The following is a 22,537-nucleotide window of genomic DNA, read 5'->3' as shown; positions in this document are numbered from 1 at the left end:
GCGTCCTCGTCGGTGATGTCGACGGGGAGGGCGTGGGCGTGTCCGTCGTCCTTCCTGATCAGTTCGGTGGTCTCGGCGGCGGTGGTCTCGTCGATGTCGGTGACCGTGACGGCGGCGCCCTGCCGGGCCAGTTCGATCGCCGTCGCCCGGCCGATGCCGCTTCCGGCGCCCGTGACGAGTCCTGCTTTTCCTGCGAACACGCTCATGATGACCTGTCGGTGCGGTTGCCGCGGTTCTTGCGATTGCCCCCGGTGGCTAGCTCCGGGGCACGACGATCTCGGCGCCGTACGTGCCCGTCTCCGCCTCGTCCAGCAGCAGGGCCGCCAGAGTGGCGCGGGAGATGCGGGGCGGCAGCAGGGGGCGCCGCAGCTCCGCCAGGGGGATGGTGCGGCGGGTGGGACTGAGGGGGCCGTCGGTGACGTCCGGGGCGTGGAAGACCGTGGCGCCGGCGGCCAGGGCGACCTCATCGGCCTCGGTCTTCTCGGCCAGTTCCGAGCCGACGAACATCCGCATCACCCCGGCGTAGATCAGTCCGCCCGACCGGCTGGACACTCCCGAGCCCAGTGCGCCGAGCCACACCGTGCGCACGTCCGCCGCCGCGAGCGCCCTGGCCCCGGCGACCAGCGCGCCCGGCCCGTCGCCCTTGCCGATGCCGATGGCCGAGACGGCCACGTCCACGTCGCTCAGGCCGGGGAAGCTCCGCGGGACGGTGACGTCCGCCGTCCGGACCTCCACCTGCCGCGGCGCGGGCACGGTGACCTTGGCCGGTGTGCGGACCAGGGCCACGACTTCGTGCCCCCGCTCCAGCGCCTGGTCGACGAGTGTGCCGCCGGTCCGTCCCGACGCTCCGAGTATGGCGATGCGCATGATCGAACATCCTTTGACTGAACAACTGTTGGTGACATAACTAAACAACCGTTGGTTAAGGATGTCAAGGCGCGGGGGCCTGTACGGTGAACGCCTGTTGCTCAGCCGTTCACACAGGTCGGAAGGGATGAAGATGGCGCCTCAGGAGCGGTCCGCTCCCCGTCGCCGCAATCCGCGCGGACAGGGGCAGGTACTCAAGGCCCAGCTCGTGGACGCCACGGCGAAGCTGCTGGCCACCCTCGACCAGCCGGAGACGCTGACCCTGCGGCAGGTCGCGCGGGAGGTCGGCGTGGCACCGGCCAGCATCTACAGCCACTTCCCCGACCTGAGCGCGCTGATCCAGCACGTACTGCGGCTGCGCTACGAGGAACTGGGCCGGCTGATGAACGAGGCCGCGCGTTCCGCCCCGGACCCGCTGGCCGACCTCGTCACCCGGTGCGCGGCCTATGTGCGCTGGGGAGTGGACCAGCCCGGCCACTACCGCACCCTCTTCGGCGGACGGATGCCGGACGACCTCGTCCCCGGCTCCGCACACGGCGCCGGGGCCGAACCGCTGGAGGCCGTGGTGGCGTCCCTGGCGGCCGTCACCGGCGGCGAGGCCACGGCGGAACGGCGGTGGCAGGCCGGTCTCCTGCTCTGGACCTCGCTGCACGGTCTGGTCAGCCTCTACAACGACCACGGAAACCTGCCCTGGCCGCCCCTGGACGACTTGCTCACCGACCTGATCAGCCTGCACACCGCCCGCCCGGCAGCCGACATCGCGCCCCTCCTGCCACCACGGGGGCACGACCCGGCTCCGGCCGGCACTGCGTCCGGATCGTGAGCGGAGAGCGGAGAGCGGAGAGCGGAGCAGCGAAAGCGGGCGCGTCACCAGCCTGTCCGGCGGCGGTCAGCACGAAAAGCCAGTGGCCGCAGTGAGCACCCCGTCGTCGGAGGCAAGGTGGATGCTCGTGGTCAGTGCGCCGCGAGACCGGCCATGGCATGGTCTTCGGGCTCGCCCGCCGGGACCCCTGCCGGCCCAGCGGGCCGGCTCAGATCCGGGACTTGCGCAGCGAGTGCCACACGGACCCGGACAGGGCCAGCGTGGACCGCGGGACCGACAGGTGTTCGTGCTCTCGGTACAGCCTCCAGTTGTGCTCCACCAGCGCCAGCTTGTTCGAGGACAGCGATCCCGCCCGGCCGGCCCGGTAGACCGCCAGCGGTTCCCGCAGTCCCCGGGCAGGGTGGCCGTCCCTCATGATCGACAGCCACAGCGCGTAGTCCTGCCGCTTCGGCATGTCCGGCATCAGCCTCGTACCCAGCACGGTCCGGTCGTACATGGCGGTCAGGGCACCGATGTGGTCCTGCACCAACATGTCCTTGTACGTCACACGGTCCCTTGCCGCGACCACACGGCCGTTCGGCGTGAAGTCGCAGGCCTCACCCGTGTAGTCGCCGGCGACCTTGTAGTAGGAGGTGAACGTCAGCGGGGCGTCGCCTTCGGCGGCGAACGCGAGCTGTCGCTCCAGCTTCTCCGGGAGCCACATGTCGTCGCTGTCCAGGAACGCCACGTACTCCCCCCGCGCCCGTGCCAGGGCGAGGTTACGGGCCCTGGCCGCGCCGCCCTGCTCGGGCGCCGCCCGCGGGAGCACACGCCCGTCCTGGTCCGCCAGGTCCCGCAGCAGGTCCATGGAGTCGTCGGTGGACGCGTCGTCGGTGACGAGCAGTTCGACGTCCGTGTGGGTCTGCGCGAGGACGGAGCGCACCGAGGCACCGAGAGTCGCGGCCGAGTTGTGTACCGGCATCACCACAGAAACCAGGGGCACTGCCGTGCTCCTTACCCAGATCGGAGTCGTCGCGGACATCGTGGCCTGCACCGTATCAAGTGGGTCCTCGCGCTCCCGTCCCTGACCGTCGGATGCCACCCCGGCCCGTGCCCTGGCCGGTCACGTGCGCAGGAGGCCGGTGGGGCAAACGGACGACGGCGTCAGGTGCGCGCCCAACGCGGCACCCACACCTCACCGGACGGGTCGGTCGCCGTCGCGCGCAGGTGGTCGCGCAGCTCGGTCAGCACCGGGTGCCGGTCTCCGGTGCGGAGCAGGAGGGTGTGCGGGTAGACCGGTGTCGGGTCGTGCAGGGGGATGCGGCGCAAGTCGTGGCTCCGGGGCCAGAGGTACCGGTCCCCGGCGCCGACGAGGGTGGCAAGAGAGGCCGAGTCGGCCAGCGCGTCCATGAGGGCCTCGTCACCGAAGTTCGGGCCGAGGGCGTCGATGCTCAGTCCGAACTCCTCGGACAGCGCGTCGTAGAACGCTGACCACTCCGTGCCGGGTCGGATCCCGGGAACCCAGATGCGGTGCGCCGCGAGGTCCGCCGGCCTGATCGCGGGAGCGTTCGCCAGCGGGTGGGCAGGCCCCACCAGGAGTTGCAGAGGGGCGTCCAGGATGCGTTCGGCGGTGATTCCGGCAGGGACCTGGTCCGCCGGCAGCGCGCGGAAGGTGGCGTCGACCGTTCCCTCCAGCACGGCCTGGGCCGCCTGGGCCGCGTTCTCCCGGCTCAGGGTGACCACGTCGAGGTCGGTCTCGGGGCGGGAGCGGTAGAAGCGGTGGACGGCCTGGGCCGGGGCGATGCGCCGGTTGAGGACGTCGACCCGCAGGGGCCTGCTGTCTGGCCGCACGGCGTGCTCGGCCTGTGCGACGGCGGTCAGGATCTTCCTGGCATGGGGCAGGAAGACCTGTCCGTCGAGGCTCGGCCGCGACCCGCGGGAGGTCCGCACCAGGAGTGCGACTCCGAGGTGTCTCTCGAGGGCCGCGATGCGCTTGGACACCGCCTGCTGGCTGATGCCCAGCTCGTCGGCCGCCGCCTGGAACTGCCCGCCGTCGGCCACCGCCACGAACGTCCGGACCGCTTCGACATCCATGCCCGGATCGTAGCGACACAACCAGAGGTTGTGGCCGGTGCTCCAGAGGTTGTTTGCCCGAGAGGTCGCGGCGTTGGTTCACTCGCAGCGTTCACGGGACGGTTGTTGCCGGGAGGATGACATGAACTTTGTGCAGAAGGTGCAGCGGGCGATCGGCATGGCCGAGCAGATCAACACGCTTGCGTACGCCCAGCAGGAGGAGATTCGAGAGCGATGGAGCGAACTCACCGGACAGGCGGTGGATGAGACCTTCCACCTGATCCCGCCCGTCTTCACCGACCACGGTGTGAATATCCGGGTGGGCCGCAACGTCTTCGTGAACCAGGGCTGCCGCTTCAACGACGTCGGTGGCATCGAGATCGACGACGACGTGATGCTCGGCCCCGACGTCAGCCTGATCACCTCCGGGCACCCGCTGGAACCGGCACAGCGGCGCACCGGGATCACATCGGCCCCGATCCGGATCGGACGCAACGTCTGGATCGGGGCGTCCGCCGTGATCCTGCAAGGGGTGACCATCGGTGCTGACGCCGTGGTCGCCGCCGGTGCCGTCGTGACCCGTGACGTTCCCGCCCGGAGCGTCGTCGCGGGGGTACCGGCGACGGTGATCAAGAGGATCCCCTGACCTCATCTCTCCGGCACCTGGAAACGCCGGCACCGTAACGGCCTCTCGGAGGGCGGCGAAACGCCGCTTCGCGCACCGGGGCGGGCGTCTCCATACTGATCATGTGACCCACTGACGTAAGGAGCGACCATGCGCTACCGCAAGCTCGGCAGCTCGGACCTCGAGGTTTCGGAGATCTCCCTGGGGTCCTGGCTCACCTACTCCGGCGGCATCGAGGCCGACCGGACCCGCGCCTGCACCGAGGCGGCGTTCGAGGCGGGCATCAACTTCTTCGACACCGCCAACGTCTACGGACAGGGCGCCGCCGAGACGGCCTGGGGTGAGATCCTCTCGGCCCACCCCCGCGACTCCTACGTCCTGGCCACCAAGGTGTACTTCCCGATGTCGGACGACCCGGCCGACCAGGGCCTGTCCCCGGCACAGATCGCCCAGCAGATCGATGCCTCCCTCACCCGTCTGAAGACCGATCACGTCGATCTGTACCAGGCGCACCGCTTCGACCCCGCGGTGCCGATCGAGGACACCGTCGAGGCGTTCCGGAAGGTCGTCGAGCAGGGGAAGGCCCGCTACATCGGTTTCAGCGAGTGGACCCCCGAGCAGATCCAGGCCGCGGTCGACCTCGCCGGACCCGACCTGTTCGTCTCCTCCCAGCCGCAGTACTCCATGCTGTGGCAGGCCCCCGAGGCCGAGGTCTTCGGCCTGTGCGCCGCGAACGGCATCTCCCAGATCGTCTGGTCCCCGCTCGCCCAGGGCGTGCTCACCGGCAAGTACCAGCCCGGGCAGCCTGTGCCGGAGGGGAGCCGTTTCGCCTCCGCCGACATGGCCGTGTCCAAGGACCTGGTCTACAGCGAAGCCACTCTCGAAGCGGTCCAGCGCCTCGTCCCGATCGCCGAGCAGGCCGGGATGAGCATGCCCACCCTGGCGCTCGCCTGGGTCCTGCGCCGCAGCGAGGTCGCCTCCGCCATCACCGGTGCTTCTCGCCCCGAGCAGGTCCACGCCAATGCCGCCGCCTCCGGCGTCTCGCTGCCCGACGACCTGCTGGCCGCCGTCGACCGGGCGCTCGGCGACGCACCCGTCACCGAGCCCACCCTTGCTCCTGGCGCCCGGACCGGCATCAGGCACCGCTGAAGCCACCCTCGGCGACGGCGTCCGGATGCCGCCGCTCGGCGATGCCCTCGCCGAAGGGAAGAGAGCCCTCCGCCGGTGGGGTGTTCGGCGTCGTGAGCGTGGGCGATCCGGCGGGCCACGGCGAGTCCGAGGCCGGAGCCGGGCAGTGGCCGCGTGCGGTGTCGACGGCGTGCGCTGCGATGTCCGCCGGGCGCCTCTTCGCCGCCGACCGCTGCCAGGTCTGAGGGTCCGGCAGGGCCGGGCTCAGGCGTCCGCGATCCAGCTGCCGTGGAATCCCAGCGGTACCCGGCCCGGCAGTTGGATGCGGGCCAGCGGGTGACCGTCGAAGTCCTGGGCCGAGAGGATCACCAGGTCGGTCGCGCCACGGTCGGGGTCGTTCACGTACGACAGGACGTAGCCGTCGTCCTCGTCGCGCGCGCCGCGCCGGGGGACGAACACCGGCTCGCTGACCGCCGCGCCCCCGGGGAAGCGGTGGACGTGTCTGCGGCCCCGCAGCATGTCGTGCTTCACCAGGTGGTTGCTCAACTTCTCGTCCGGGCACGCCCCGTCGACGGCGTCGTACGCGCGCCACATCTCGGCCGCGCTCGCGGTGTAGGCATAGCGGTGTCGTCGTGAGACCAGGGACTCGTTGATGCGGGGGAATTCCTGCGGACGGTCGTCCAGCCGAGTGCCGCGGACCCGGTCGGCGCGCAGGTCGATCGTCCACCGGTCGAGCGTGGGGGAACCGGTCGCGGACGGTCCGCCGTTGCCGCGCCCGGCGGCGTAGAACGGCGCGGGGAAACCGATGTACTCCAACACGACCGTGTCGCCGTGGTCGTAGGCGTTGAGGGTGTGCGAGTAGTACACGGGGTCGATCTCGAACCAGCGTGTGGTGCCACCGGCGCGCGGCAGCAGCCCGATGCGCATGGGGTGCCCGTCGTTCCACACGTAGGGCACGATCGCGCCGGCCTCCGCGGCGGCACCGTCGAAGGTGATCGGAACGTCCACGATCACGACGTACTTCTCGGTGAGCGCGAAGCCGTGCATCATCGGCGCGTCCGCGACGGGGATCCGCGTGGCCGGCCGTGCCCTGCCGGTCCGGTCGATCATGATGTGACGCACATGGTCCCAGGTGGGGTAGTAGGCGATCGCGTGCAGTTCGTCGGCCACCGCGTCGTACTTGGTGTGCGCGGCAAGGGGGCCCTTGAGCGTGGATCGGAAGTCGTACGGGCGCACGGTGCCGAGTTCGCCGTCCAGCTCGTACGGCAGCGGCCCGCTTTCCTGCATCGCGAGAATGCGGCCCTTGTACGGGATCACGTGCGTGTTGCACGCGAAGTCGTCCGGCGGTACCCGGCCGGGGCAGGTCTCCCCCAGCTTCGCCGTCACCTGCGAGGACCGCACCCAGCGGTTGCGGTACCACTCCGCGCGCCCGCCGCGCAGCCGGACCCCGTGCACCATTCCGTCACCGATCATCCAGTGGTGTGCGCGGACGTCCTCGACGCCGAGCGCGTTCGGGCCGTTGCGCAGGTAGCGGCCGTCCAGGTCGCGCGGGACGCGGCCGATGACCTTGAGGCCGAAGGCGGTCAGCTCCTCGGTGACCGGTGCGAAGGCCCCTTCCAGAAACGGGGTTGTCCCGGTCCCGCCGCTCCGCGAGGCTTCGGGAGTCGTCTGCGCCGCCGCGGTGAAGAAGCCGGGACCGAGGCCGCTCCCCACCACACTGCCTGCTGCCGCGACCGCTGCGCCCTTGAGGACTTTCCGCCGGGTGTGACTGGCCATCTTGCTTCCCCGTTCCATGGTCGGTGTCCGGCTGTGACCGGGCTGGTGGTGACGGGAGCAACCCTCCTCCACCGTCGCCGGTGAGGCAGGTGGCCCAGGGCCCGGATCAGGAGGGGTGCTGGCACCACCCCCGCGGCCGCCATGGCGTGCGGGGCCTCGGGACGGCACCGGGGCGCGTACAACCTTCGACCACGTACGGACGTCTACTCGGTGAACGCGGTACGGTCCGTGCCCTCACCGCACTGCTCCACAGCGGGAGACGTGCACGGTCCTCGCCGTCACCCGCCGCGGCCGCCGGGCAGCCGTGGGCACTCGGAGACCAGGGAGGTCCTCCCGTGCATCACCTCAGACGAGCGGCCGTCACGGCCACCGCACTCCTCACCGTCGCGGGCGGCGCGGTCGTCGCCGCCCCCGCGGCACCCGCCGCCCAGACCGTCGTGCCCTTTCCGTCCATCGGATGGCAGCAGCGCAACTGCGACTACGACGGCAACGGTTACGACGACGTGCTGACCGGCGCCCCGGGTGCCACGGTGAGCGGTGCCCCGGGCGCCGGCTACGTCACCGTGCAGTACAGCTCGTCCAGCGGTCTGAGCACGACGAACAAGAGCGTGCTCCACCAGAACGTTTCCGGCGTACCCGGCGGAGTCGAAACCGGCGACGGCTTCGGCGGGGCCGTCGCCTCCGGAGACCTGGACAACGACGGGTACGACGACGCCGTCGTCGGCATCCCGGGTGAAGACCTCGCCGGGCTGCCCGACACGGGCGGTGCCGTCGTCTTCTGGGGATCGCCGACCGGACTGCACGGCTCCGACAGCACCTGGCTGGAGAACGACGACCCGCGGGCGAACGCCCACTTCGGGCGGGCCGTCGAAGCGGCCCGGTACTTCGCCCCCGACCCGGCCGACCCGGACGCCGATCCGCGTGATTCCCTGGCCGTCCTGGAGGACGACGCGCTGCTGTTCTTCACCCTCACGCCCGGCCAGGCGGCGCGGCGCCCGACGCTGTCGGAGCACCGTGTGCGGGCGAGCGAGTTCGCACCGGCGGACACCGGCTTCGCGTTCCGCGGCCTCACCCACGGCAACTACAACGAGGACTCCTGGGCCGACCTGGCGGTCTCCGGTGTCACCACCGGCGAGCAGCCGGGCACCGGCACGGTGCACGTGCTGCACGGCGCACCGGACCTCGCCGGTCTCGGCGACGGGGGTACGTTCCCGGGTGGTCCGGCCGTCGTCTCCGGCGACTGGGACGGCACGGGACAGGACGACCTCGTCATCGGCGACACCGCGGCCGGCGCACCGACGGGCGGCGGCATCACCCTCTACCTCGGGCGCGGCGACCTGTCCGGGCTCGAGCCCGAGCCGGCGCAGCACTGGACCCAGGACTCCCCCGGCGTGCCCGGGACCGCGGAAGCGGGTGACCAGTGGGGTGCCGAACTGTCGGCCGGGGACACCGACGGCGACGGCCACCCCGACCTGGCCGTCGGTGCGCCCGGCGAGGACATCGGCACCGTGGCCGACGCGGGCGCCGTGTGGGTGCTGCGCGGCGACCGGACCGGATTCAGCGGCACCGGGGTGAAGAGCTTCGACCAGCAGCTCGCCGACATCCCCGGAACGGCGGAGAAGTCCGACCGCTGGGGCGGCCAGGTCCGGCTGATCGACGCCAACAAGGACGGCCTCTTCGGCCTGCTGGCGGCGGCACCGGGCGAGAACACCGACGACGGCTTCGTCTGGGTGCTGCCCGCGTCGCCGTCCGGCCTCGTCGCCCGCGGCACATGGACCTACGACGGGGCACGTCTCTCAGCCCCGACGGCCAACGCGCGCTTCGGAGCGGCGATCGACGAGTAGCGGCACCGCAGCGGTAAGGGCCGTCACCCGCCCACCGGGTTGATGTCGCATCGCCAGCACGGGTGCCGGCCCGCTCGCCGCTGTTCACCTGCCGCCGCGCGGTCCGAACGTCTCGAGCGCCTCGACGTCGTCGGCCGGCCTCCTCGCGGGGTGACGGCTGCCTGCTTCCTTCCCTTCGAGAGCGACCGACCGGACGTCACACGCCGGTACGTATCGTCAGGGCATGACAGGCGCGTGCGGCGCGCGGTCGGCGAAGCGAAAGGAGCGTCTCCCTGTGGCGGACAGTCACGAGGAAGGAGTCCTGGCCCGGATCGCCGAGGGGCTCGTCTACACCGAGTCGGAAGCGGCCTTCCAGTCCCCTCTGCGTCGAACGGAGCAGATCTTCGAGTACAACCACACCCCGCCGAGCGAGGCGGAGAAGCGCCGGTCGCTGCTGACCGAGATCTTCGGCTCGGTCGGTGAACGGACCGTGCTCCTGCCGCCGTTCCACGCCGGGTTCGGCAGTAACGTCCATGTCGGCGACGACTTCTTCGGGAACGTGAACCTGACGTTCGTCGACGACGTGGAGATACGCGTCGGCCACGGAGTGATGATCGCCCCCAGCGTGACGCTGACGACGACGGGGCATCCGGTGCACCCTTCCCGACGCGTCGACTTCGGGAGGTTCTCCGAACCGATCGTGATCGAGGACAAGGTGTGGATCGGCAGCAACGCGGTGGTGCTGCCCGGGGTCCGTATCGGATACGGGTCGGTCATCGGCGCCGGCAGTGTCGTCAGCCGCGACATTCCCCCGATGTCCATCGCGGTCGGAACACCTTGCCGGGTGACCCGCACCATCACGGACGAGGACCTGACCACCCGTGCGGCCGGGTAGTGAACCGCTTCAGCGCACCAGGAGACCGACGGCGGCCGCCAGCCGTTCGAGGTACGACTCCCTCGACGCGACCTGGTGCTTGAGGCCGATCGATGCGCTGATCAGCGTCTGTGCGACGAGGAGGGCCGCCTCCCGCCCTGACTCGACGGCGATCGCGTCGGTGATCAGCTGCTCGAAACGCCGCGGCGCGGTCTCGACGATCTCTCCGAGGATGTCGGGGTTGTCGTCGATGACCGTCGCGGCATCGTGCGTCAGCGGGCCGCCGACGTAGCGGCCGGCCCACTGGTCGAACGCTTCGACGAGACGCTCCGGCAGGGGGCGGCCGCGGTCGGACAGGACCTGTTCGACCGCGGTGATGTCGCGGTCCAGGGCCTGGGTCACCGCGGCCCGGAACAGCGTCTCCTTCGAGGAGAAGAGGAAGTAGAGCCCGGGCCGGGAGATGTGCGCCGCACGGGCCACGTCCTCCATCGACGTCTTGCGGTAGCCGAACCGCGCGAACGTGGCCATGGCGGACTCCAGGACCATGGTTCGACGGTCGGCATCGGCACCTGCCGAGGGCGGTCGGCCGGCGTCGGAACTGTTCATGGGGGCCAGCATACGAGCGCCGACCGCACTATACAAGTATCGTCTAGTTCGTATAGTAGAGGCATGGATACCCGCCGGCTCATCTGTACGCCCTTCACCTCCTCCAGCACGGCGGACGAGGTGCTGGAGGACATCGACCTCGCCGGTGTCCGCGCGATCGTCACAGGGGCCTCCTCCGGACTCGGCATCGAGACGGCTCGTGCACTGACCGCCGCGGGGGCGGAAGTGACGCTCGCCGTCCGCAACACGGCCGCGGGAGACACCGTCGCCGAGACGATCGGGAAGTCGACCGGTGGGGTCCGGCCCCGCGTCGTCCGGCTCGACCTCGCCGACCGGGAGACCGTCGCCCGGTTCGTCGACGTGTGGAGCGGCCCGCTCCACCTGCTCGTCAACAACGCCGGCGTGGTCACCGGCGGTCTCGAACGGACCCGTGAGGGCTGGGAGTTGCAGTTCGCGACGAACCACCTCGGCCACTTCGCCCTGGCCACCGGACTGCACCACGCCCTGGCCCGGGGAGCGGCCGACCGCGACGGGGCACGGATCGTCTCGGTCAGTTCGACGGCGCACATGCGGGCCGGCGTCGACTTCGACGACCTCCACTTCGAGCGCCGCGGCTACGACCCGCAGATCGCCTACGCCCAGTCGAAGACGGCGAACTCCCTTTTCGCGGTCGAGGCGACCCGTCTGTGGGCGTCCGACGGGATCGTGGCCAACGCGGTGAACCCCGGCGGTGTCGCGACGGGGCTGCAGCGGAACTTCACGCCGGAACAGAAGGCGTCGCTGGACGCGGCCGAGGCCGCCGGAGTCTTCACGTACAAAACGGTCGAGCAGGGGGCCGCCACCACGGTCGTCGCGGCCGTCGCCCCCGAGTTCGCCCACTCCGGAGGCCACTATCTCGACGACGCGCAGGAGGCCTACACGGTGCCCGACGACGCCGACCTCGCGCGACACCCGCACGGTGTCAAGGAGTGGGCGCTCGACCCGGCCACCGCCGAGCGCCTCTGGACCGTCTCCACCGGCCTGCTCCGCCCTAAGGGCGGACGTAAGGCCGAGTCATGACCTCCATGTTGTGACCGTCCGGGTCGTCGAAATAGGCGCCGCGACCACCGAACAGGCGGTTGATCCGGCCGGGTTCGGTGTGACCGGGGTCGGCGTAGTAGGTGACGCCGAGCGCCTCAAGACGGGCGATGACGGCGTCGAACCGCTCGTCGGGGACGAGGAAGGCGTAGTGCTGCGACTGAATCGGCTCGTCCCTCTTCTCGTAGAAGTCGAGCGTCACGCCGTTGCCGAGATCGAGGGGCAGGAACGGCCCGAACGGGGCGCCGACCTTCAAGCCCAGGACCACGGAGAGGAACTCGGCGGACAGGTGCCGGTCGTGCGCGTAGACGGCGGTGTGGTTCAACTGCACGCCACCCGGCGGCAGTTCGGATGCAAGCGAGGGCTGCTGGTCAGTGGACATCAGAGGTGTGTCTCCGGTCGTGGGAACCGCTGGAACGAGGCGCCCTGTGCGGGCGCCGGGCACTCGGACGCGGAGAAACGGCGGCGGGGCTCTTGCCCGCCTCGCGCTCACGCCGAGGCCGGGAACCTCACTCGTGCGTGGCCCATGGCCGACCCGGCAGTCACGCGACCGACTCTAGTGACCATGCCATACGGGGGCAACGTCGCCTATTGGCCTTACCTGGCGGGAACGCAGCGCACCGGCGACCCGCGCGCACCGGCGCTCAACGCCTGACCAGACTGCCTCTGAGCCCGTCAGCGTCCGGTGAGGTGGGCCGTCAGGCGGGACAGCAGGGCTACGGACTCGCCCAGCCGTCGCCTTTCATCGGGGTCGAAGGTCTCGCGGATGGCGGTGCCGAGGGCACCCGCACGGAGGGTGCGTTCCCGCTGGAGGCGGGAGCGGCCGGCGTCGGTGAGGCGCAGCAGGAACTTGCGCCCGTCGCCGGGGTGCCGCTCGCTGTGGACCAGGCCGTCGGCGGTGAGGTCCTTGACCGACTTGGCGGCCGACTGGTGTGTGACGCCGCGCAGGCGGGCGAGGTCGGCCGTCGTCAAGGGGCCGTCACGGTCGAGGTATCCGAGGATGGCGGCCTCGCCGGGAGGCATGGTGTCCACGGCTCGCACGGCACGGACCAGCTCCCCGATCGACCGCCGCAGTTCCTCAGCCAGCGTGTCTTCGTCCATGGGGTCATCCTAGTCGCATCTTCATCGTCTAGTTGTACAGTTAGGTTGTACAAATTCATTTCGGTGGAGATGAGAGGGACGTTGTTGTCATGAAACTCACCAAGTTCGGTCATGCGTGTGTGCGGCTCGAGAAGGACGGGTGCCGCCTGGTCATCGACCCGGGCGGTCTGACCGACCCCGGGGCGTTGGACGGCGCTGACGCCGTGCTCGTCACACACGAGCACTTCGACCACTTCTCGGAGGAGGTGCTGCGCCGGGCGGCAGCAGAGCGTCCGGGGCTGCGCATCTGGACCAACGCCTCGGTCGCGGAGCGCCTGGACGGCCTCGGCACCCAGGTCGTCACCACCGGGGACGGGGACGCCTTCAGCGTGGCGGGCTTCGACATCCGGGTCCACGGGACCTGGCACGCGGTCATCCACCCGGACGTCCCGCGCATTCCCAACATCGGCTTCCTGGTGGACGAGTCCCTGTTCCACCCCGGCGACGCCCTGACCGTCCCCGGCACTCCCGTCGACACGCTGCTGCTGCCCGTGCACGCGCCCTGGTCCACGGTCGGCGATCTGATCGACTACGTGCGCGAGGTCGCTCCCCACGATGCCTACGCCGTGCACGACGGCGCCCTCAACGACATCGGCACGACGATGGTCGAGGGCTTCCTCGGCGAACGGGGCCCGGGCGTCCCGGCCCGCTACCACCGGCTGGCCCCGGGCTCGTCGGTGGCGGTGAAGCCGGTGTCGTCGACGTAGCCGAGGTGATGGCCGGTCTCACCCTGGGTGCGGCACACCCAGGAAGCGCACCGGACCATCGCCTAGCCTTGGGGGCATGGACGACAACCACCTCGGGGAATTCCTGCGCGCGCGCCGCGCCGGACTGCGGCCGCAGGACGTCGGTATGGCGAGTCACGGCGTGCGCAGGGTGGCCGGGCTGCGCCGCGAGGAGGTCGCCGTTCTGGCCGGGGTCAACGCCGACTACTACACCCGGCTGGAGCAGGGCCGCGAGCGCCACCCCTCACCGCAGGTGCTCGACGCTCTCGGCCGCGCACTGCTCCTCGACACGGACGCTCACCTCCACCTGCACCGCCTGGCCGGAGTGGCGCCGGCCGCCCGGGGCTCGCTGCACGTCAGCGAGCAGGTCAGCCCCGCGCTGCGCCAGCTGATGGACGGCTACGCCCACACCCCGGCCTTCGTCATGAGCCGCACCCTCGACCTGCTGGCCGCCAACGCCCTGGCCGACGCGCTCTTCGTCCCCTTCACGCCCGCGGACAACCTGGCCCGCATGGTCTTCCTCGACCCGGTGGGCAAGCAGTTCTACCAGGACTGGGACCGGGCCGCCCAGGCCGTGGTCGCCAACCTGCGCCAGGCGGCAGGCCACGACCCCGACCACCCGCCTCTGGGCCGGCTCGTGGACGCGCTCACCGAGCAGAGTGCCGTGTTCCGGCGCCTGTGGGCGCAGCACTCCGTGCGCGGCAAGACCAGGGACGCCAAGCAGCTCCTCCACCCGGAGGTCGGCGCCCTCTCCCTGACGTACCAGTCCTTCGACGTCCGCGACGCGCCGGGGCAGCAACTCGTCATCTACCACGCCGAGCCGGGCAGCCCGTCGGCCCACGCCCTGGCCCTCCTCGGCTCCCTGCACGCCGGCGAGCGGCAGGCCGCGCCCGACTCCGCCGGACCGTGAGCCCCGCCGCCGTCGAGGCGCGCCGAGGCTAGGAGCCCGGACCCGCGGACGCCGTTCCGGAGGGTACGGCCTCCGCCGGTGTTTCCGCCTCCCAGCGCAGCAAATCCCCCGGCTGGCATTCCAGTACCTCGCACAGAGCCGCGAGCGTGGTGAACCGCACCGCCTTGGCGCGGCCGTTCTTGAGCACGGCCAGGTTGGCGGGGGTGATGCCGACCCGTTCCGCGAGTTCGCCCACGGACATCTTCCGCCTGGCCAGCATCACGTCGATGTCCACGACGATCGGCATCAGATCACCTCCGCCAGCTCGGCCCGCATCCGCGACGCCTCCACGTCCCGCGCGACGGCCTGGGCGAGCAGCATCCGCAGCACCAGGACGACGAGCGCCACCCCGAAGACGGCCAGCGCGGCTCCGCCCAGCAGGAGCACGATGCCCGGCGCGACGGCCTCGCCCGGCGCCAGGACGACCCCGAGCGCGAACACCAGCAGGGAGGCGGCCAGGAACGCGCCGATGATCAGGTGTACGTGCCGGAACGCGGCGAGCGAGAAGACGGTGCCGCGCCGCACCATCGTCACCAGCCGCCACACGCAGACCAGGACGACCTGGGCCGCCGCCACGCCGAGGACCACGATCGTCAGGATCGGGACGAGCCGGCCGGAGAGGGCGCTGTCCTCGACGTCGACGGCCAGCAGGACCGCCATCACCGTCTGCACGAACACCGAGCCGGCGAGCAGTGCCACGAGCACCGCGCGCAGTGCGAGCACGGTCAGTTTTCCCATCATCACTCCTTCGATCGAACCGCGATGGGAATCTATCGTTTCTCGATAGATCAGGCAAGGTGCGCCACGCAGGGGCCGCCCGTGGGGCCGTCCAAGGGGCCGGCATGCGTACGCGGTTCGTACGGTGTCCGTACGGCTTAGGGGTAGCGTGTGGGTCCGGGAGGTGTTCCATGTCCGAGTTGTTCGACGCGGTCGACGCGCTGGTCGCGTCCCGTTCTCCGTTGCCGCCGGCGGAGGAGCGCAAGCGGCTGAGGGTCGCGCACGGTCTGACCCTCGACGAAGTCGCCGCCGCGTTGAAGGTGCGCCGGGCCACGGTGTCCGGCTGGGAGTCGCCCAAGAAGCCGACCGAGCCCCGCGGACCGGAGCGTGAGGCGTACGCGCGGCTGCTGGACAAGCTCGCGCAGCTCTACCCCGCGCCGCCGGAGGGCAGCGTCCCCGACGCGGCGGAGGTCCGGAAACCGTCCACGGGGCCGGACTCCGGGTCCGCGCTCGTCACGGCGGTCGAACAGGCCCCGCCCCCCGCTCCGGGTGCTAAGCCCGTCCCGGGTCCTGCGCCCACCACCGGGCCGTCGTCGACGGCGCGCCGTCCGAGTGTGCGGCAGGCGGCTCCGTCCGGTGCCGCGGAGGACGGCCGCGACCCGCGGTTCGAGAACGGGCCACTGGCGGTCGTCGACGTGGACGGTGACGGACGGGTGCTGGCGTACTGCACCGGCGGTCTGGTGCTGGACGTGCCCGCCAGGAGCGTCCCGGCCCTGGTGGACTGGACGCTGTCCGAGGCAAGGCTCGGCCAGCCGAAGCTGTCGGGCCCCGGCAAGGACGCCGACCCGCTGCTCGTGCTCACCGAGGGCGCGCTGAAGCGCTACGGCCTCCCCGTCACCCTCACCGAGGAGGAACGGCTCGCCGGGCGGCTCCGCGAGGGCCACAAGGTTGTCAAGCAGCTGGCCCGCGCGGAATGGAAGCTGACCAAGCGCGGGTTCGGGCCGTGGGCGCGGATCTACCGCCCGGCCACCGGGTCCGCGCGGGCCTGCGTGCAGCTGTGCATCCCGTCCTGGCACGCGCTCGACTCCCGGCACTGGGGCGAGGCCGGGCAGCTCCCGCCGGCCGAACTCGCCCGCGTCCTGGGCGTGTACGCGTCCCGGGTGATGACGCCGCGCGGATCGACCGCGGTGACCGGCCTGGAGCTGATGACCGCGCTGCACCCGGCGACTCGCGCGTCCGGCCCCGACGCGACGGGCAAACGGCATCCCGAGCGCAACCCCGGCTCGCTGGGCACGGATCCGGTGGACTGCGCGCCGTGCGAGGCACCCGACGGGCATCCACTGCTCAAGGGACTCCCCCGGTTCCATGTGCGCGGGCCCGGCGAGAAGCTGTTCGAGGAGGCGTACGACTGGGCGCGGCCGCTGACCGACGACGAGTGCACCCTGCGGCACCTGGTCGGCATCGACGTCAACATGGCCTTCGCCGCCGGGGCCAACGGCCTGGTCGTCGGCCTCGGCGGACCCACCCGCGTCAGGGCGCCGGTGTTCGACCCGAAGCTGCCGGGCTCCTGGCTCGTGGACCTGTCCCACGTCGACCTTGCCCGGGTGAAGGTCGGCAAGGACAGGTGGGCGGAGCTGGACGCGGAGCTGCTGCCCAGCCCGTTCACCCCGAAGGGCGAGCGCCCCACGGGCCCGGCCTGGTACGCGACGCCCACCGTGGCGTACGCGGTGGAGCTGGGCTACGAGGTGCGGCCGGTCGAGGCGTACCTCCGGTACGAGAACGGCCGGTACCTGGACGGCTGGTACCAGCGGCTGCGGGACGCCTACCTCGCCACCATGGCCGACCTCGGCGTGGGCACCGACCTGGCGCCCGCCGACTTCCTGGCGGCGATGGACGGCTACCGGGAACGCGACCCGCAGCTCGCCGTCGTCGCCTCCGCCATCAAGGCGACGGTCAAGGGCGGTCTGGGCAAGCTGCGCGAGCGGCCTCGCGGTGAGGGCTGGCGGCCCGGCGAACCGTGGCGTGCCCTGTCCCGCCCCACCTGGCGGCCGGACATCCGCGCGGCGGTCATCTCCCGTACCCGGGTCAACCTCCACCGGAAGATCGTCAAGCACGCGGCGTTCACCGGGCAGTACCCGGTCGCGGTCCTGTCCGACTGCGTCGTCTACGCGGCCGACGGCACCTCGCCGCTGGACTTCCTGCCCTACCGGGACGGCAAGCCCCTGCCGGGCGGCTTCAAACTGGGCGTCAATCCGGGGCTCGTCAAGCACGAGGGCACCCAGAGCGTGTTGTGGGGCGAGGAGGTCCGCGAGCGGTTCGACGCCCCGGAGCTCAACCTCGCCCGGTACATCAAGGACGGCACCGTCACCGACGTCGACAACGGGGAGTAGCGGACGATGAGTGTGTTCGGGGACGGCCTGGACGCCGCGGTGCAGAAGGCGTTCACCCGACCGGCGCCCAAGAGCGCGCCCGCGCAGATGCGGTACCTGGTCAGGCAGCTCAAGGGCACCAAGGCGGTGGCCCGGTTGCTGCAGGTCTCCCAGCGCACCGTCGAGCGGTATGTGAAGGGCCAGATCAAGAGGCCCCGCCCGGATCTCGCCGCGCGCCTCGAACGCGAGGTGCGCAAGCGCTGGCAGCCGCAGGTCCGGGCCAGGGCGCGGCAGCGGGCGGCGACCACCGACGGCATCGTCATCGACACCCGCGCCCGCATGGGTTACACCGCGCCGGTCGGGTCGACCGACCAGGACCGCGTGCGGCACCTGACCGTCGCCCTGCCTCCGCAGTACGCGGCCCGTCTCTTCGACGCCCGGGAAGCCGGTGCCGGCGACGCCCGTCTCCAGGAGATCGCGGCCGAAGCCCTCAAGGAGGTGTACTTCCAGGACGGCGGCCGCCGCGCCGGCAGCCTGGAGGAGGTCCGCTTCACGGACATCGAGCACCTCGAGTTCGGCCTCTAGCCCCCGGCACCCGGGCGTCCGGAGACCCTGGTCTGCCGTATGAGACTTTCGGCAGTGGTCGGCGGGCGTCCGAGGTCCGTAACGTCACCTCCGTGGAGAGCACAACGGCCAACGGCCGGACCGGAAGTACGAGGGCAATCGTCTTCCCGCGGTGGGCGCGTGACCCCGGGACCCTGCTCATCGGGGCCACCGCGCTGACCGCCGGTCTGAGCGCGACGAGCCCGTGGTGGACCGTCCCGACGGCCGTCACCGCGTTCCTCGCGGGGCGGCGGCCCGGGCGGACGGCTCCGACGGCGCTCGCCCTGGTCGCGATCCTCGCGGCCGGTGTGACGGCGCTGTCCGTCGTTCCCGCCTGGCTCCCGCTGGCGGGCAGGTTCGTGACCGTGGTGGTCGCCGCCACGATGCTGCCCTGGTTCGCGGGCCGGTTCTGGTGCCAGTACCGGCAGCTCGTCCGGGCCGGGTGGGAGCGTGCCGATCAACTGCAGCGCGAGCAGCGGCTGATCGCCGACCAGGTCCGCTCGCGCGAGCGGGCGCGTATCGCGCAGGACATGCACGACGTACTCGGCCACGACCTCAGCCTGATCGCGCTGGCGGCCGGCGCCCTCAAACTGGCGCCGGACCTCGCGGAACACCACCAAAGGGCGGCGGCGGACATCCGTGCCAGGGCGGCGGCCGCGGTGGACCGCCTCGGCGAGGTGATCGGGGTCCTGCGGGAGGAGACCGGCACCACCGGGCTCGACGCCGACGGCTCCGGTCTCACCCGGCTGACCTCCGAGGCCCACGAGGCCGGGCTCATGGTGGAGTTGCGCGTCGACGGCGAGTCGGACGGTCTGCCGCCCGTGGCCGAACGGGCGGCTCACCGGGTCGTGCAGGAGGCCCTCACCAACGTGGTCAAACACGCGCCCGGCGCGACGGCTACCGTCCGCGTGACCCACGCGGCGGCGGAAACGGAGGTCGTCGTGGAGAACGGCCCCCCGTCGGCCGCCGCCGGTGAGCGGTCCCGACCCGGTGGTGGAGGGCTCGGCCTGATCGGCCTCGAGGAACGTGTGCGGTTGACCGGCGGTTCGTTCGACCACGGACCGCGCGACGGAGGGTACGCGGTCGTCGCGCGCATCCCGCACACACCCTCACCCCCGCACCTCACACCGCCGCCGCTCTCCGCCCCGGACCCGCGCGGTGACCCACTGCCGCAGGAACACCGACGCGCCCGGCGCCGGGTCGGCCGGACCCTGGTCGCCGCGGTCATGGTGCCCCTCGTGACGGGAGCCCTGCTGAGCGGAGCGCTCATGGTCGGGGAGACGATGTCGGCGTCGCGGTCGGTCCTGGACCCCCGCGACTACGCCCGCCTGCACGTGGGGCAACCTCGTTCCGAGGTACGGCGTCTTCTGCCGGAGCGGCAGACCGACTACCGACCGCTGACCCACGAGCCCACGGGAGACGGCACCACGTGCGAGTACTACGCGATGACGGCCGACCGGTTCGACGACCGGTCCGGCGACGCCTACCGGCTCTGCTTCCGGAAGGACACCCTGGTGTCCCTGGGCACGGTCACCCCGTGAGCACGCGATGATCCGGGTGCTGATCGCCGACGACGAGCCGATGGTCCGTGCCGGGGTACGCTCCGTCCTCGCCACCGATCCGGACATCGACGTCGTCGCCGAGGCCGCCGACGGGCACGACGCCGTGGAACTGGTCCGGCGCCACCGGCCCGCGGTGGCCGTACTCGACATCCGCATGCCGGGCGTCAACGGCATCGACGCCGCCGCGGAGATCCGCGCCACCGTGCCGGGTACGGGCGTCATCATGCTGACCACCTTCGGCGAGGACGACTACATCCTCGAGGCGCTCGGCGGCGGCGCCGCAGGCTTCCTGACCAAGTCGGGCGAACCCGAGGAACTGATCGCCTCGGTCCACGCGGTGGCCGAGGGCGCCGCCTACCTGTCACCGAAGATCGCGGCCCGGGTCGTCGCGCACCTCGCCGCCACGGGTGCCGGCACGTCGGCCGGCCGGCGCTCCACCGCCCGCCGCCGGGTCGCCGCGCTCACCGCCCGGGAGGGAGAGGTACTGGCCCTGCTGGGCGGCGGTCTGTCCAACGGTCAGATCGCCCGGCGACTCCATGTGGTGGAGGGGACGGTCAAGGCCCACGTCAGTTCCATCCTGGCGAGGCTGGGCGTCGACAACCGGGCCGCTGCCGCCGTCGTGGCCCACGAGGCCGGGATCATTCCGCCGCAGCCTCCCCAACCGTGAGGCCGTCCGCTGGGCAAGGGGCAGCAGCGCGAGGAGCACCGCCGCCACGACGGCGCCGCCGAGCGCCGCACCGGCGAGCACGTCGTGCGGGTAGTGCACCCCCACCAGCACGCGCAGCAGCGCGGCTGCGGCGGCCAGCGGCAGCGTGATCACGCCGAGCCGGGGTCGCAGCACGGCGAGACCGACGGCCAACCCGGTGGCGAGGGTGGCGTGGTTGCTCGGGAACGACCAGTCCCCCACCCCGGGGCACTCCGCGACCGCCTCGGCTCCCGCGCCGAGCGCACGGCACGGACGCTCCTCGTCCACCACGAGCTTCACCGCTTCACTCACCGCGTAGGCCGCGACGGTGCCCAGTCCGGTCAGTACCGTCCCGGCGACCGCTCGTGCGTCCTTGCGGCGCACCGCCGTCCACCACACCAGGAGCAGGAGCACTCCGAGGATCACGAGCGTGCCCTCGGTGGCCACCTCCAGAGCGGACCCCGTCCACGACGGCGCGTCCGCCACCGCCCCCGTCACCGACCGGTACGCGGGCGCCGAGGCACCCCCGGTCACCTCGACGGCACCGGCCTCGCCCAGCCCGCCGGGCGACAGCCACGCGACCACCCCCGCTCCCGCCCCCAGCACGGCGGGCACGCCGAGCGTCCGGCCGCCCCGGACCTTCCTTCGCTGTTCTCGTTCCATGAGCCCGAACGTAGGAGCGCGTACGGCCGAGAACCCGAGCCGAACGGCAACACCGGCCCTTGACGATCGTCAGGGTTGACACGCCTCCAGGGCTGCTACCCTTCGCGCATGTCGTCCCTGGGACCCGTCGCCTGGCCACCCGCGCCGATCAGGACGGAGAGGCTGGTGCTCCGTGAGCCCGAGGCCCGGGACCGTGCGGTGTTCGTCGAACTGCTGGCGTCGCCGGAGGTGCACACCTGTCTCGGCGGTCCCCGGCCGCGTGCCGAGCTGGAGCGCGAGCTGCCCGTGGTGCCCGAGCGGTGGCCGGGGAGTTTCGTCGTTGCTCTGGACGGGGTGATGATCGGTCAGATCCTGCTCAGGCGGACGACGGAGCATCTTCGTCCGGCCGCCGTGGGGAAGCTCGACCTCGGCTATCTGTTCCTGCCGCGGGCGTGGGGACACGGGTATGCCGCCGAGGCGTGCGCGGCGGCGCTCGACTGGCTCGACGACGCCCTTCCCGGCGAGCCCGTGGTGCTCTCCACCCAGACCGCCAACTCCGGCTCGATGCGCCTCGCGGCGAAGCTGGGCTTCACCGAGGTGGAGCGGTTCCGGGCCTGGGACGCCGAGCAGTGGCTCGGCCGGCGGCCCCCGCTCACGCAGTCCTGTGTGAAGCTTCGCCCATGACAAATCGGCGTGAAGAAGTCGGGGCCGGACTGCGGACCGATCGTCCGCACTCCGCCCGTGTCTGGAACTACCTGCTGGCGGGCAAGGACAACTATCCGGTCGACCAAGAGGCCGGCGAGGTCATCCTGACGACGTTCCCGGAGTTCGCCGCGGTCGCCCGGCTGCAACGACGGTTTCTGGCACGCGCGGTTCGCTTCCTGGCCGGTGAGGCCGGCATCCGCCAGTTCCTCGACATCGGCGCCGGACTGCCCACCGCGGACAACACCCACGAGCTGGCCCAGCGCATCGCGCCGGAGAGCCGCATCGTGTACGTGGACAACGACCCCCTCGTCCTCACCCATGCTCAGGCGTTGCTCACCAGCAGCCCGGAGGGTGCCTGCGCCTACGTCGACGCCGATGTCAGGGACCCGGAACGCATCCTGGCGGAAGCCGCCAGGACCCTGGACCTCAGCCGCCCGGTCGCGCTGACCGCACTCGGGATCATGGGGCAGATCTCCGACGCCGAGCGTCCCGCGGAGCTGCTGGGCACGCTGCTCTCGGCGCTGCCCCCGGGCAGCTACCTGGCCCTGAGCGACGGCACCAACGGCAACGCGGCGCTCAACCGGGCGGTCGAGGTCTACAACGGGCAGTCGGCCAACACCTACCGTCTGCGCTCCCCGCAGGAGATCGCCGCCTTCTTCGCCGGGCTCGACCTGGTGGAGCCCGGGGTCGTCGCCACGGCCTCCTGGCGCCCGGCCGCCGACCGGCCCGAGGAGCCCACGGCCGACGTGTCCGTCTGCGGGGTGGCGGTCAAGGACTGAGGGGTTCCTC

Annotated in this window: 24 protein-coding genes and 2 pseudogenes; 15 read left to right on the top strand and 11 right to left on the bottom strand. The window is 71.6% G+C overall.

Features of this window, described 5'->3' with window-relative positions; genetic code table 11:
* Nucleotides 1-41: 41 nt before the first annotated feature.
* Both ACZ56V_RS36770 and ACZ56V_RS36765 read right to left on the bottom strand, forming a co-directional pair.
* Nucleotides 42-206: pseudogene (locus ACZ56V_RS36770) on the bottom strand (SDR family NAD(P)-dependent oxidoreductase); the annotation flags it as partial.
* Nucleotides 207-255: 49 nt separating this feature from the next.
* Nucleotides 256-867 carry an NAD(P)-dependent oxidoreductase gene (locus tag ACZ56V_RS36765; protein ID WP_468947949.1) on the bottom strand — a complete coding sequence of 204 codons (612 nt, stop codon included), beginning with the start codon at nucleotides 865-867 and terminating at the stop codon, nucleotides 256-258.
* A gap of 127 nt (nucleotides 868-994) precedes the next feature.
* Between ACZ56V_RS36765 and ACZ56V_RS36760 the strand changes: the two genes are divergently transcribed.
* Nucleotides 995-1,690: a TetR/AcrR family transcriptional regulator gene (locus ACZ56V_RS36760; RefSeq protein WP_398909060.1), complete on the top strand. Its 696-nt coding sequence runs from the start codon at nucleotides 995-997 to the stop codon at nucleotides 1,688-1,690.
* 208 nt (nucleotides 1,691-1,898) lie between these two features.
* Here ACZ56V_RS36760 and ACZ56V_RS36755 read toward each other — a convergent pair whose 3' ends face one another.
* Nucleotides 1,899-2,672 carry a glycosyltransferase family 2 protein gene (locus ACZ56V_RS36755; RefSeq protein ID WP_398909058.1) on the bottom strand — a complete coding sequence of 258 codons (774 nt, stop codon included), beginning with the start codon at nucleotides 2,670-2,672 and terminating at the stop codon, nucleotides 1,899-1,901.
* A gap of 161 nt (nucleotides 2,673-2,833) precedes the next feature.
* A complete protein-coding gene (locus tag ACZ56V_RS36750) occupies nucleotides 2,834-3,763 on the bottom strand; it encodes a LysR family transcriptional regulator (protein WP_468947946.1) in 930 nt (309 codons plus the stop codon).
* Nucleotides 3,764-3,800: 37 nt separating this feature from the next.
* Here ACZ56V_RS36750 and ACZ56V_RS36745 point away from each other — a divergent pair, with 37 nt between their 5' ends.
* The 3 genes from ACZ56V_RS36745 to ACZ56V_RS36735 all read left to right on the top strand — a co-directional run bounded on the left by ACZ56V_RS36745 (nucleotide 3,801) and on the right by ACZ56V_RS36735 (nucleotide 5,740).
* Nucleotides 3,801-4,388, top strand: a complete 588-nt coding sequence (locus ACZ56V_RS36745) for a DapH/DapD/GlmU-related protein (protein ID WP_468947945.1) — start codon at nucleotides 3,801-3,803, stop codon at nucleotides 4,386-4,388.
* Nucleotides 4,389-4,517: 129 nt separating this feature from the next.
* Nucleotides 4,518-5,516 carry an aldo/keto reductase family protein gene (locus ACZ56V_RS36740; RefSeq protein ID WP_467380324.1) on the top strand — a complete coding sequence of 333 codons (999 nt, stop codon included), beginning with the start codon at nucleotides 4,518-4,520 and terminating at the stop codon, nucleotides 5,514-5,516.
* Nucleotides 5,517-5,608: 92 nt separating this feature from the next.
* Nucleotides 5,609-5,740 (top strand): hypothetical protein, encoded by a 132-nt coding sequence (locus ACZ56V_RS36735; RefSeq protein ID WP_468947944.1) that lies wholly within the window; start codon nucleotides 5,609-5,611, stop codon nucleotides 5,738-5,740.
* Between the two features lie 19 nt (nucleotides 5,741-5,759).
* Here the strand turns inward: ACZ56V_RS36735 and ACZ56V_RS36730 are convergent, their stop codons facing one another.
* Nucleotides 5,760-7,271, bottom strand: coding sequence for a carotenoid oxygenase family protein (locus ACZ56V_RS36730; RefSeq protein WP_468947942.1), 1,512 nt, complete (start codon nucleotides 7,269-7,271; stop codon nucleotides 5,760-5,762).
* A gap of 335 nt (nucleotides 7,272-7,606) precedes the next feature.
* Here ACZ56V_RS36730 and ACZ56V_RS36725 point away from each other — a divergent pair, with 335 nt between their 5' ends.
* Both ACZ56V_RS36725 and ACZ56V_RS36720 read left to right on the top strand, forming a co-directional pair.
* Nucleotides 7,607-9,115 carry an esterase gene (locus ACZ56V_RS36725; protein WP_468947941.1) on the top strand — a complete coding sequence of 503 codons (1,509 nt, stop codon included), beginning with the start codon at nucleotides 7,607-7,609 and terminating at the stop codon, nucleotides 9,113-9,115.
* Nucleotides 9,116-9,389: 274 nt separating this feature from the next.
* A complete protein-coding gene (locus tag ACZ56V_RS36720; protein WP_468947939.1) occupies nucleotides 9,390-9,989 on the top strand; it encodes a sugar O-acetyltransferase in 600 nt (199 codons plus the stop codon).
* 9 nt (nucleotides 9,990-9,998) lie between these two features.
* On the opposite strand, the gene ACZ56V_RS36715 is transcribed toward ACZ56V_RS36720, so the two are convergent.
* The gene (locus tag ACZ56V_RS36715; protein ID WP_398909043.1) at nucleotides 9,999-10,574 is read right to left on the bottom strand and encodes a TetR/AcrR family transcriptional regulator; all 576 of its coding nucleotides are present in this window, start codon (nucleotides 10,572-10,574) and stop codon (nucleotides 9,999-10,001) included.
* A gap of 63 nt (nucleotides 10,575-10,637) precedes the next feature.
* Here ACZ56V_RS36715 and ACZ56V_RS36710 point away from each other — a divergent pair, with 63 nt between their 5' ends.
* Nucleotides 10,638-11,633, top strand: coding sequence for an SDR family NAD(P)-dependent oxidoreductase (locus ACZ56V_RS36710; protein WP_468947937.1), 996 nt, complete (start codon nucleotides 10,638-10,640; stop codon nucleotides 11,631-11,633).
* Here ACZ56V_RS36710 and ACZ56V_RS36705 read toward each other — a convergent pair.
* Together ACZ56V_RS36705 and ACZ56V_RS36700 are read right to left on the bottom strand one after the other, a co-directional pair.
* Nucleotides 11,605-12,033, bottom strand: a complete 429-nt coding sequence (locus ACZ56V_RS36705; RefSeq protein ID WP_468947935.1) for a VOC family protein — start codon at nucleotides 12,031-12,033, stop codon at nucleotides 11,605-11,607. The genes ACZ56V_RS36710 and ACZ56V_RS36705 overlap by 29 nt on opposite strands.
* Nucleotides 12,034-12,326: 293 nt before the next feature.
* A complete protein-coding gene (locus tag ACZ56V_RS36700) occupies nucleotides 12,327-12,752 on the bottom strand; it encodes a MarR family winged helix-turn-helix transcriptional regulator (RefSeq protein ID WP_468947933.1) in 426 nt (141 codons plus the stop codon).
* A gap of 89 nt (nucleotides 12,753-12,841) precedes the next feature.
* Here ACZ56V_RS36700 and ACZ56V_RS36695 point away from each other — a divergent pair, with 89 nt between their 5' ends.
* The gene (locus tag ACZ56V_RS36695; RefSeq protein ID WP_467380309.1) at nucleotides 12,842-13,498 is read left to right on the top strand and encodes an MBL fold metallo-hydrolase; all 657 of its coding nucleotides are present in this window, start codon (nucleotides 12,842-12,844) and stop codon (nucleotides 13,496-13,498) included.
* Between the two features lie 76 nt (nucleotides 13,499-13,574).
* Nucleotides 13,575-14,426, top strand: coding sequence for a helix-turn-helix transcriptional regulator (locus ACZ56V_RS36690; protein ID WP_398909033.1), 852 nt, complete (start codon nucleotides 13,575-13,577; stop codon nucleotides 14,424-14,426).
* Between the two features lie 28 nt (nucleotides 14,427-14,454).
* Here the strand turns inward: ACZ56V_RS36690 and ACZ56V_RS36685 are convergent, their stop codons facing one another.
* Together ACZ56V_RS36685 and ACZ56V_RS36680 are read right to left on the bottom strand one after the other, a co-directional pair.
* A complete protein-coding gene (locus ACZ56V_RS36685; protein WP_398909031.1) occupies nucleotides 14,455-14,712 on the bottom strand; it encodes a helix-turn-helix domain-containing protein in 258 nt (85 codons plus the stop codon).
* Nucleotides 14,712-15,203 carry a DUF2975 domain-containing protein gene (locus ACZ56V_RS36680; protein ID WP_398909030.1) on the bottom strand — a complete coding sequence of 164 codons (492 nt, stop codon included), beginning with the start codon at nucleotides 15,201-15,203 and terminating at the stop codon, nucleotides 14,712-14,714. Before ACZ56V_RS36680 ends, ACZ56V_RS36685 begins: the two co-directional genes overlap by 1 nt.
* Nucleotides 15,204-15,373: 170 nt before the next feature.
* Between ACZ56V_RS36680 and tap the strand changes: the two genes are divergently transcribed.
* The 4 genes from tap (at nucleotide 15,374) to ACZ56V_RS36660 (ending at nucleotide 20,383) form a co-directional block, all read left to right on the top strand.
* Nucleotides 15,374-17,572 (top strand): telomere-associated protein Tap, encoded by a 2,199-nt coding sequence (gene tap, locus ACZ56V_RS36675; RefSeq protein WP_468947930.1) that lies wholly within the window; start codon nucleotides 15,374-15,376, stop codon nucleotides 17,570-17,572.
* Nucleotides 17,573-17,578: 6 nt separating this feature from the next.
* Nucleotides 17,579-18,136: a telomere-protecting terminal protein Tpg gene (gene tpg, locus ACZ56V_RS36670; protein WP_398909026.1), complete on the top strand. Its 558-nt coding sequence runs from the start codon at nucleotides 17,579-17,581 to the stop codon at nucleotides 18,134-18,136.
* Nucleotides 18,137-18,228: 92 nt separating this feature from the next.
* Complete coding sequence (locus ACZ56V_RS36665; protein WP_468947928.1) at nucleotides 18,229-19,695, top strand: sensor histidine kinase; 1,467 nt, start codon at nucleotides 18,229-18,231, stop codon at nucleotides 19,693-19,695.
* Between the two features lie 7 nt (nucleotides 19,696-19,702).
* Nucleotides 19,703-20,383, top strand: coding sequence for a response regulator (locus ACZ56V_RS36660; RefSeq protein ID WP_398909023.1), 681 nt, complete (start codon nucleotides 19,703-19,705; stop codon nucleotides 20,381-20,383).
* Here ACZ56V_RS36660 and ACZ56V_RS36655 read toward each other — a convergent pair.
* Nucleotides 20,342-21,064, bottom strand: a pseudogene (locus ACZ56V_RS36655) (phosphatase PAP2 family protein); the annotation flags it as partial. The gene ACZ56V_RS36660 and the pseudogene ACZ56V_RS36655 overlap by 42 nt on opposite strands.
* A gap of 108 nt (nucleotides 21,065-21,172) precedes the next feature.
* Between ACZ56V_RS36655 and ACZ56V_RS36650 the strand changes: the two are divergent.
* Both ACZ56V_RS36650 and ACZ56V_RS36645 read left to right on the top strand, forming a co-directional pair.
* The gene (locus ACZ56V_RS36650) at nucleotides 21,173-21,727 is read left to right on the top strand and encodes a GNAT family N-acetyltransferase (protein ID WP_398909021.1); all 555 of its coding nucleotides are present in this window, start codon (nucleotides 21,173-21,175) and stop codon (nucleotides 21,725-21,727) included.
* Nucleotides 21,724-22,527 (top strand): SAM-dependent methyltransferase, encoded by an 804-nt coding sequence (locus ACZ56V_RS36645; RefSeq protein ID WP_468947926.1) that lies wholly within the window; start codon nucleotides 21,724-21,726, stop codon nucleotides 22,525-22,527. The genes ACZ56V_RS36650 and ACZ56V_RS36645 overlap by 4 nt, the downstream gene beginning before the upstream one ends.
* Nucleotides 22,528-22,537 lie beyond the last annotated feature (10 nt).

It is taken from the genome of Streptomyces sp. NPDC034099, from assembly GCF_055575415.1.
Note: the sequence above shows the minus strand (reverse complement) of the source record. Positions and strands in the feature narration are given on the sequence as shown.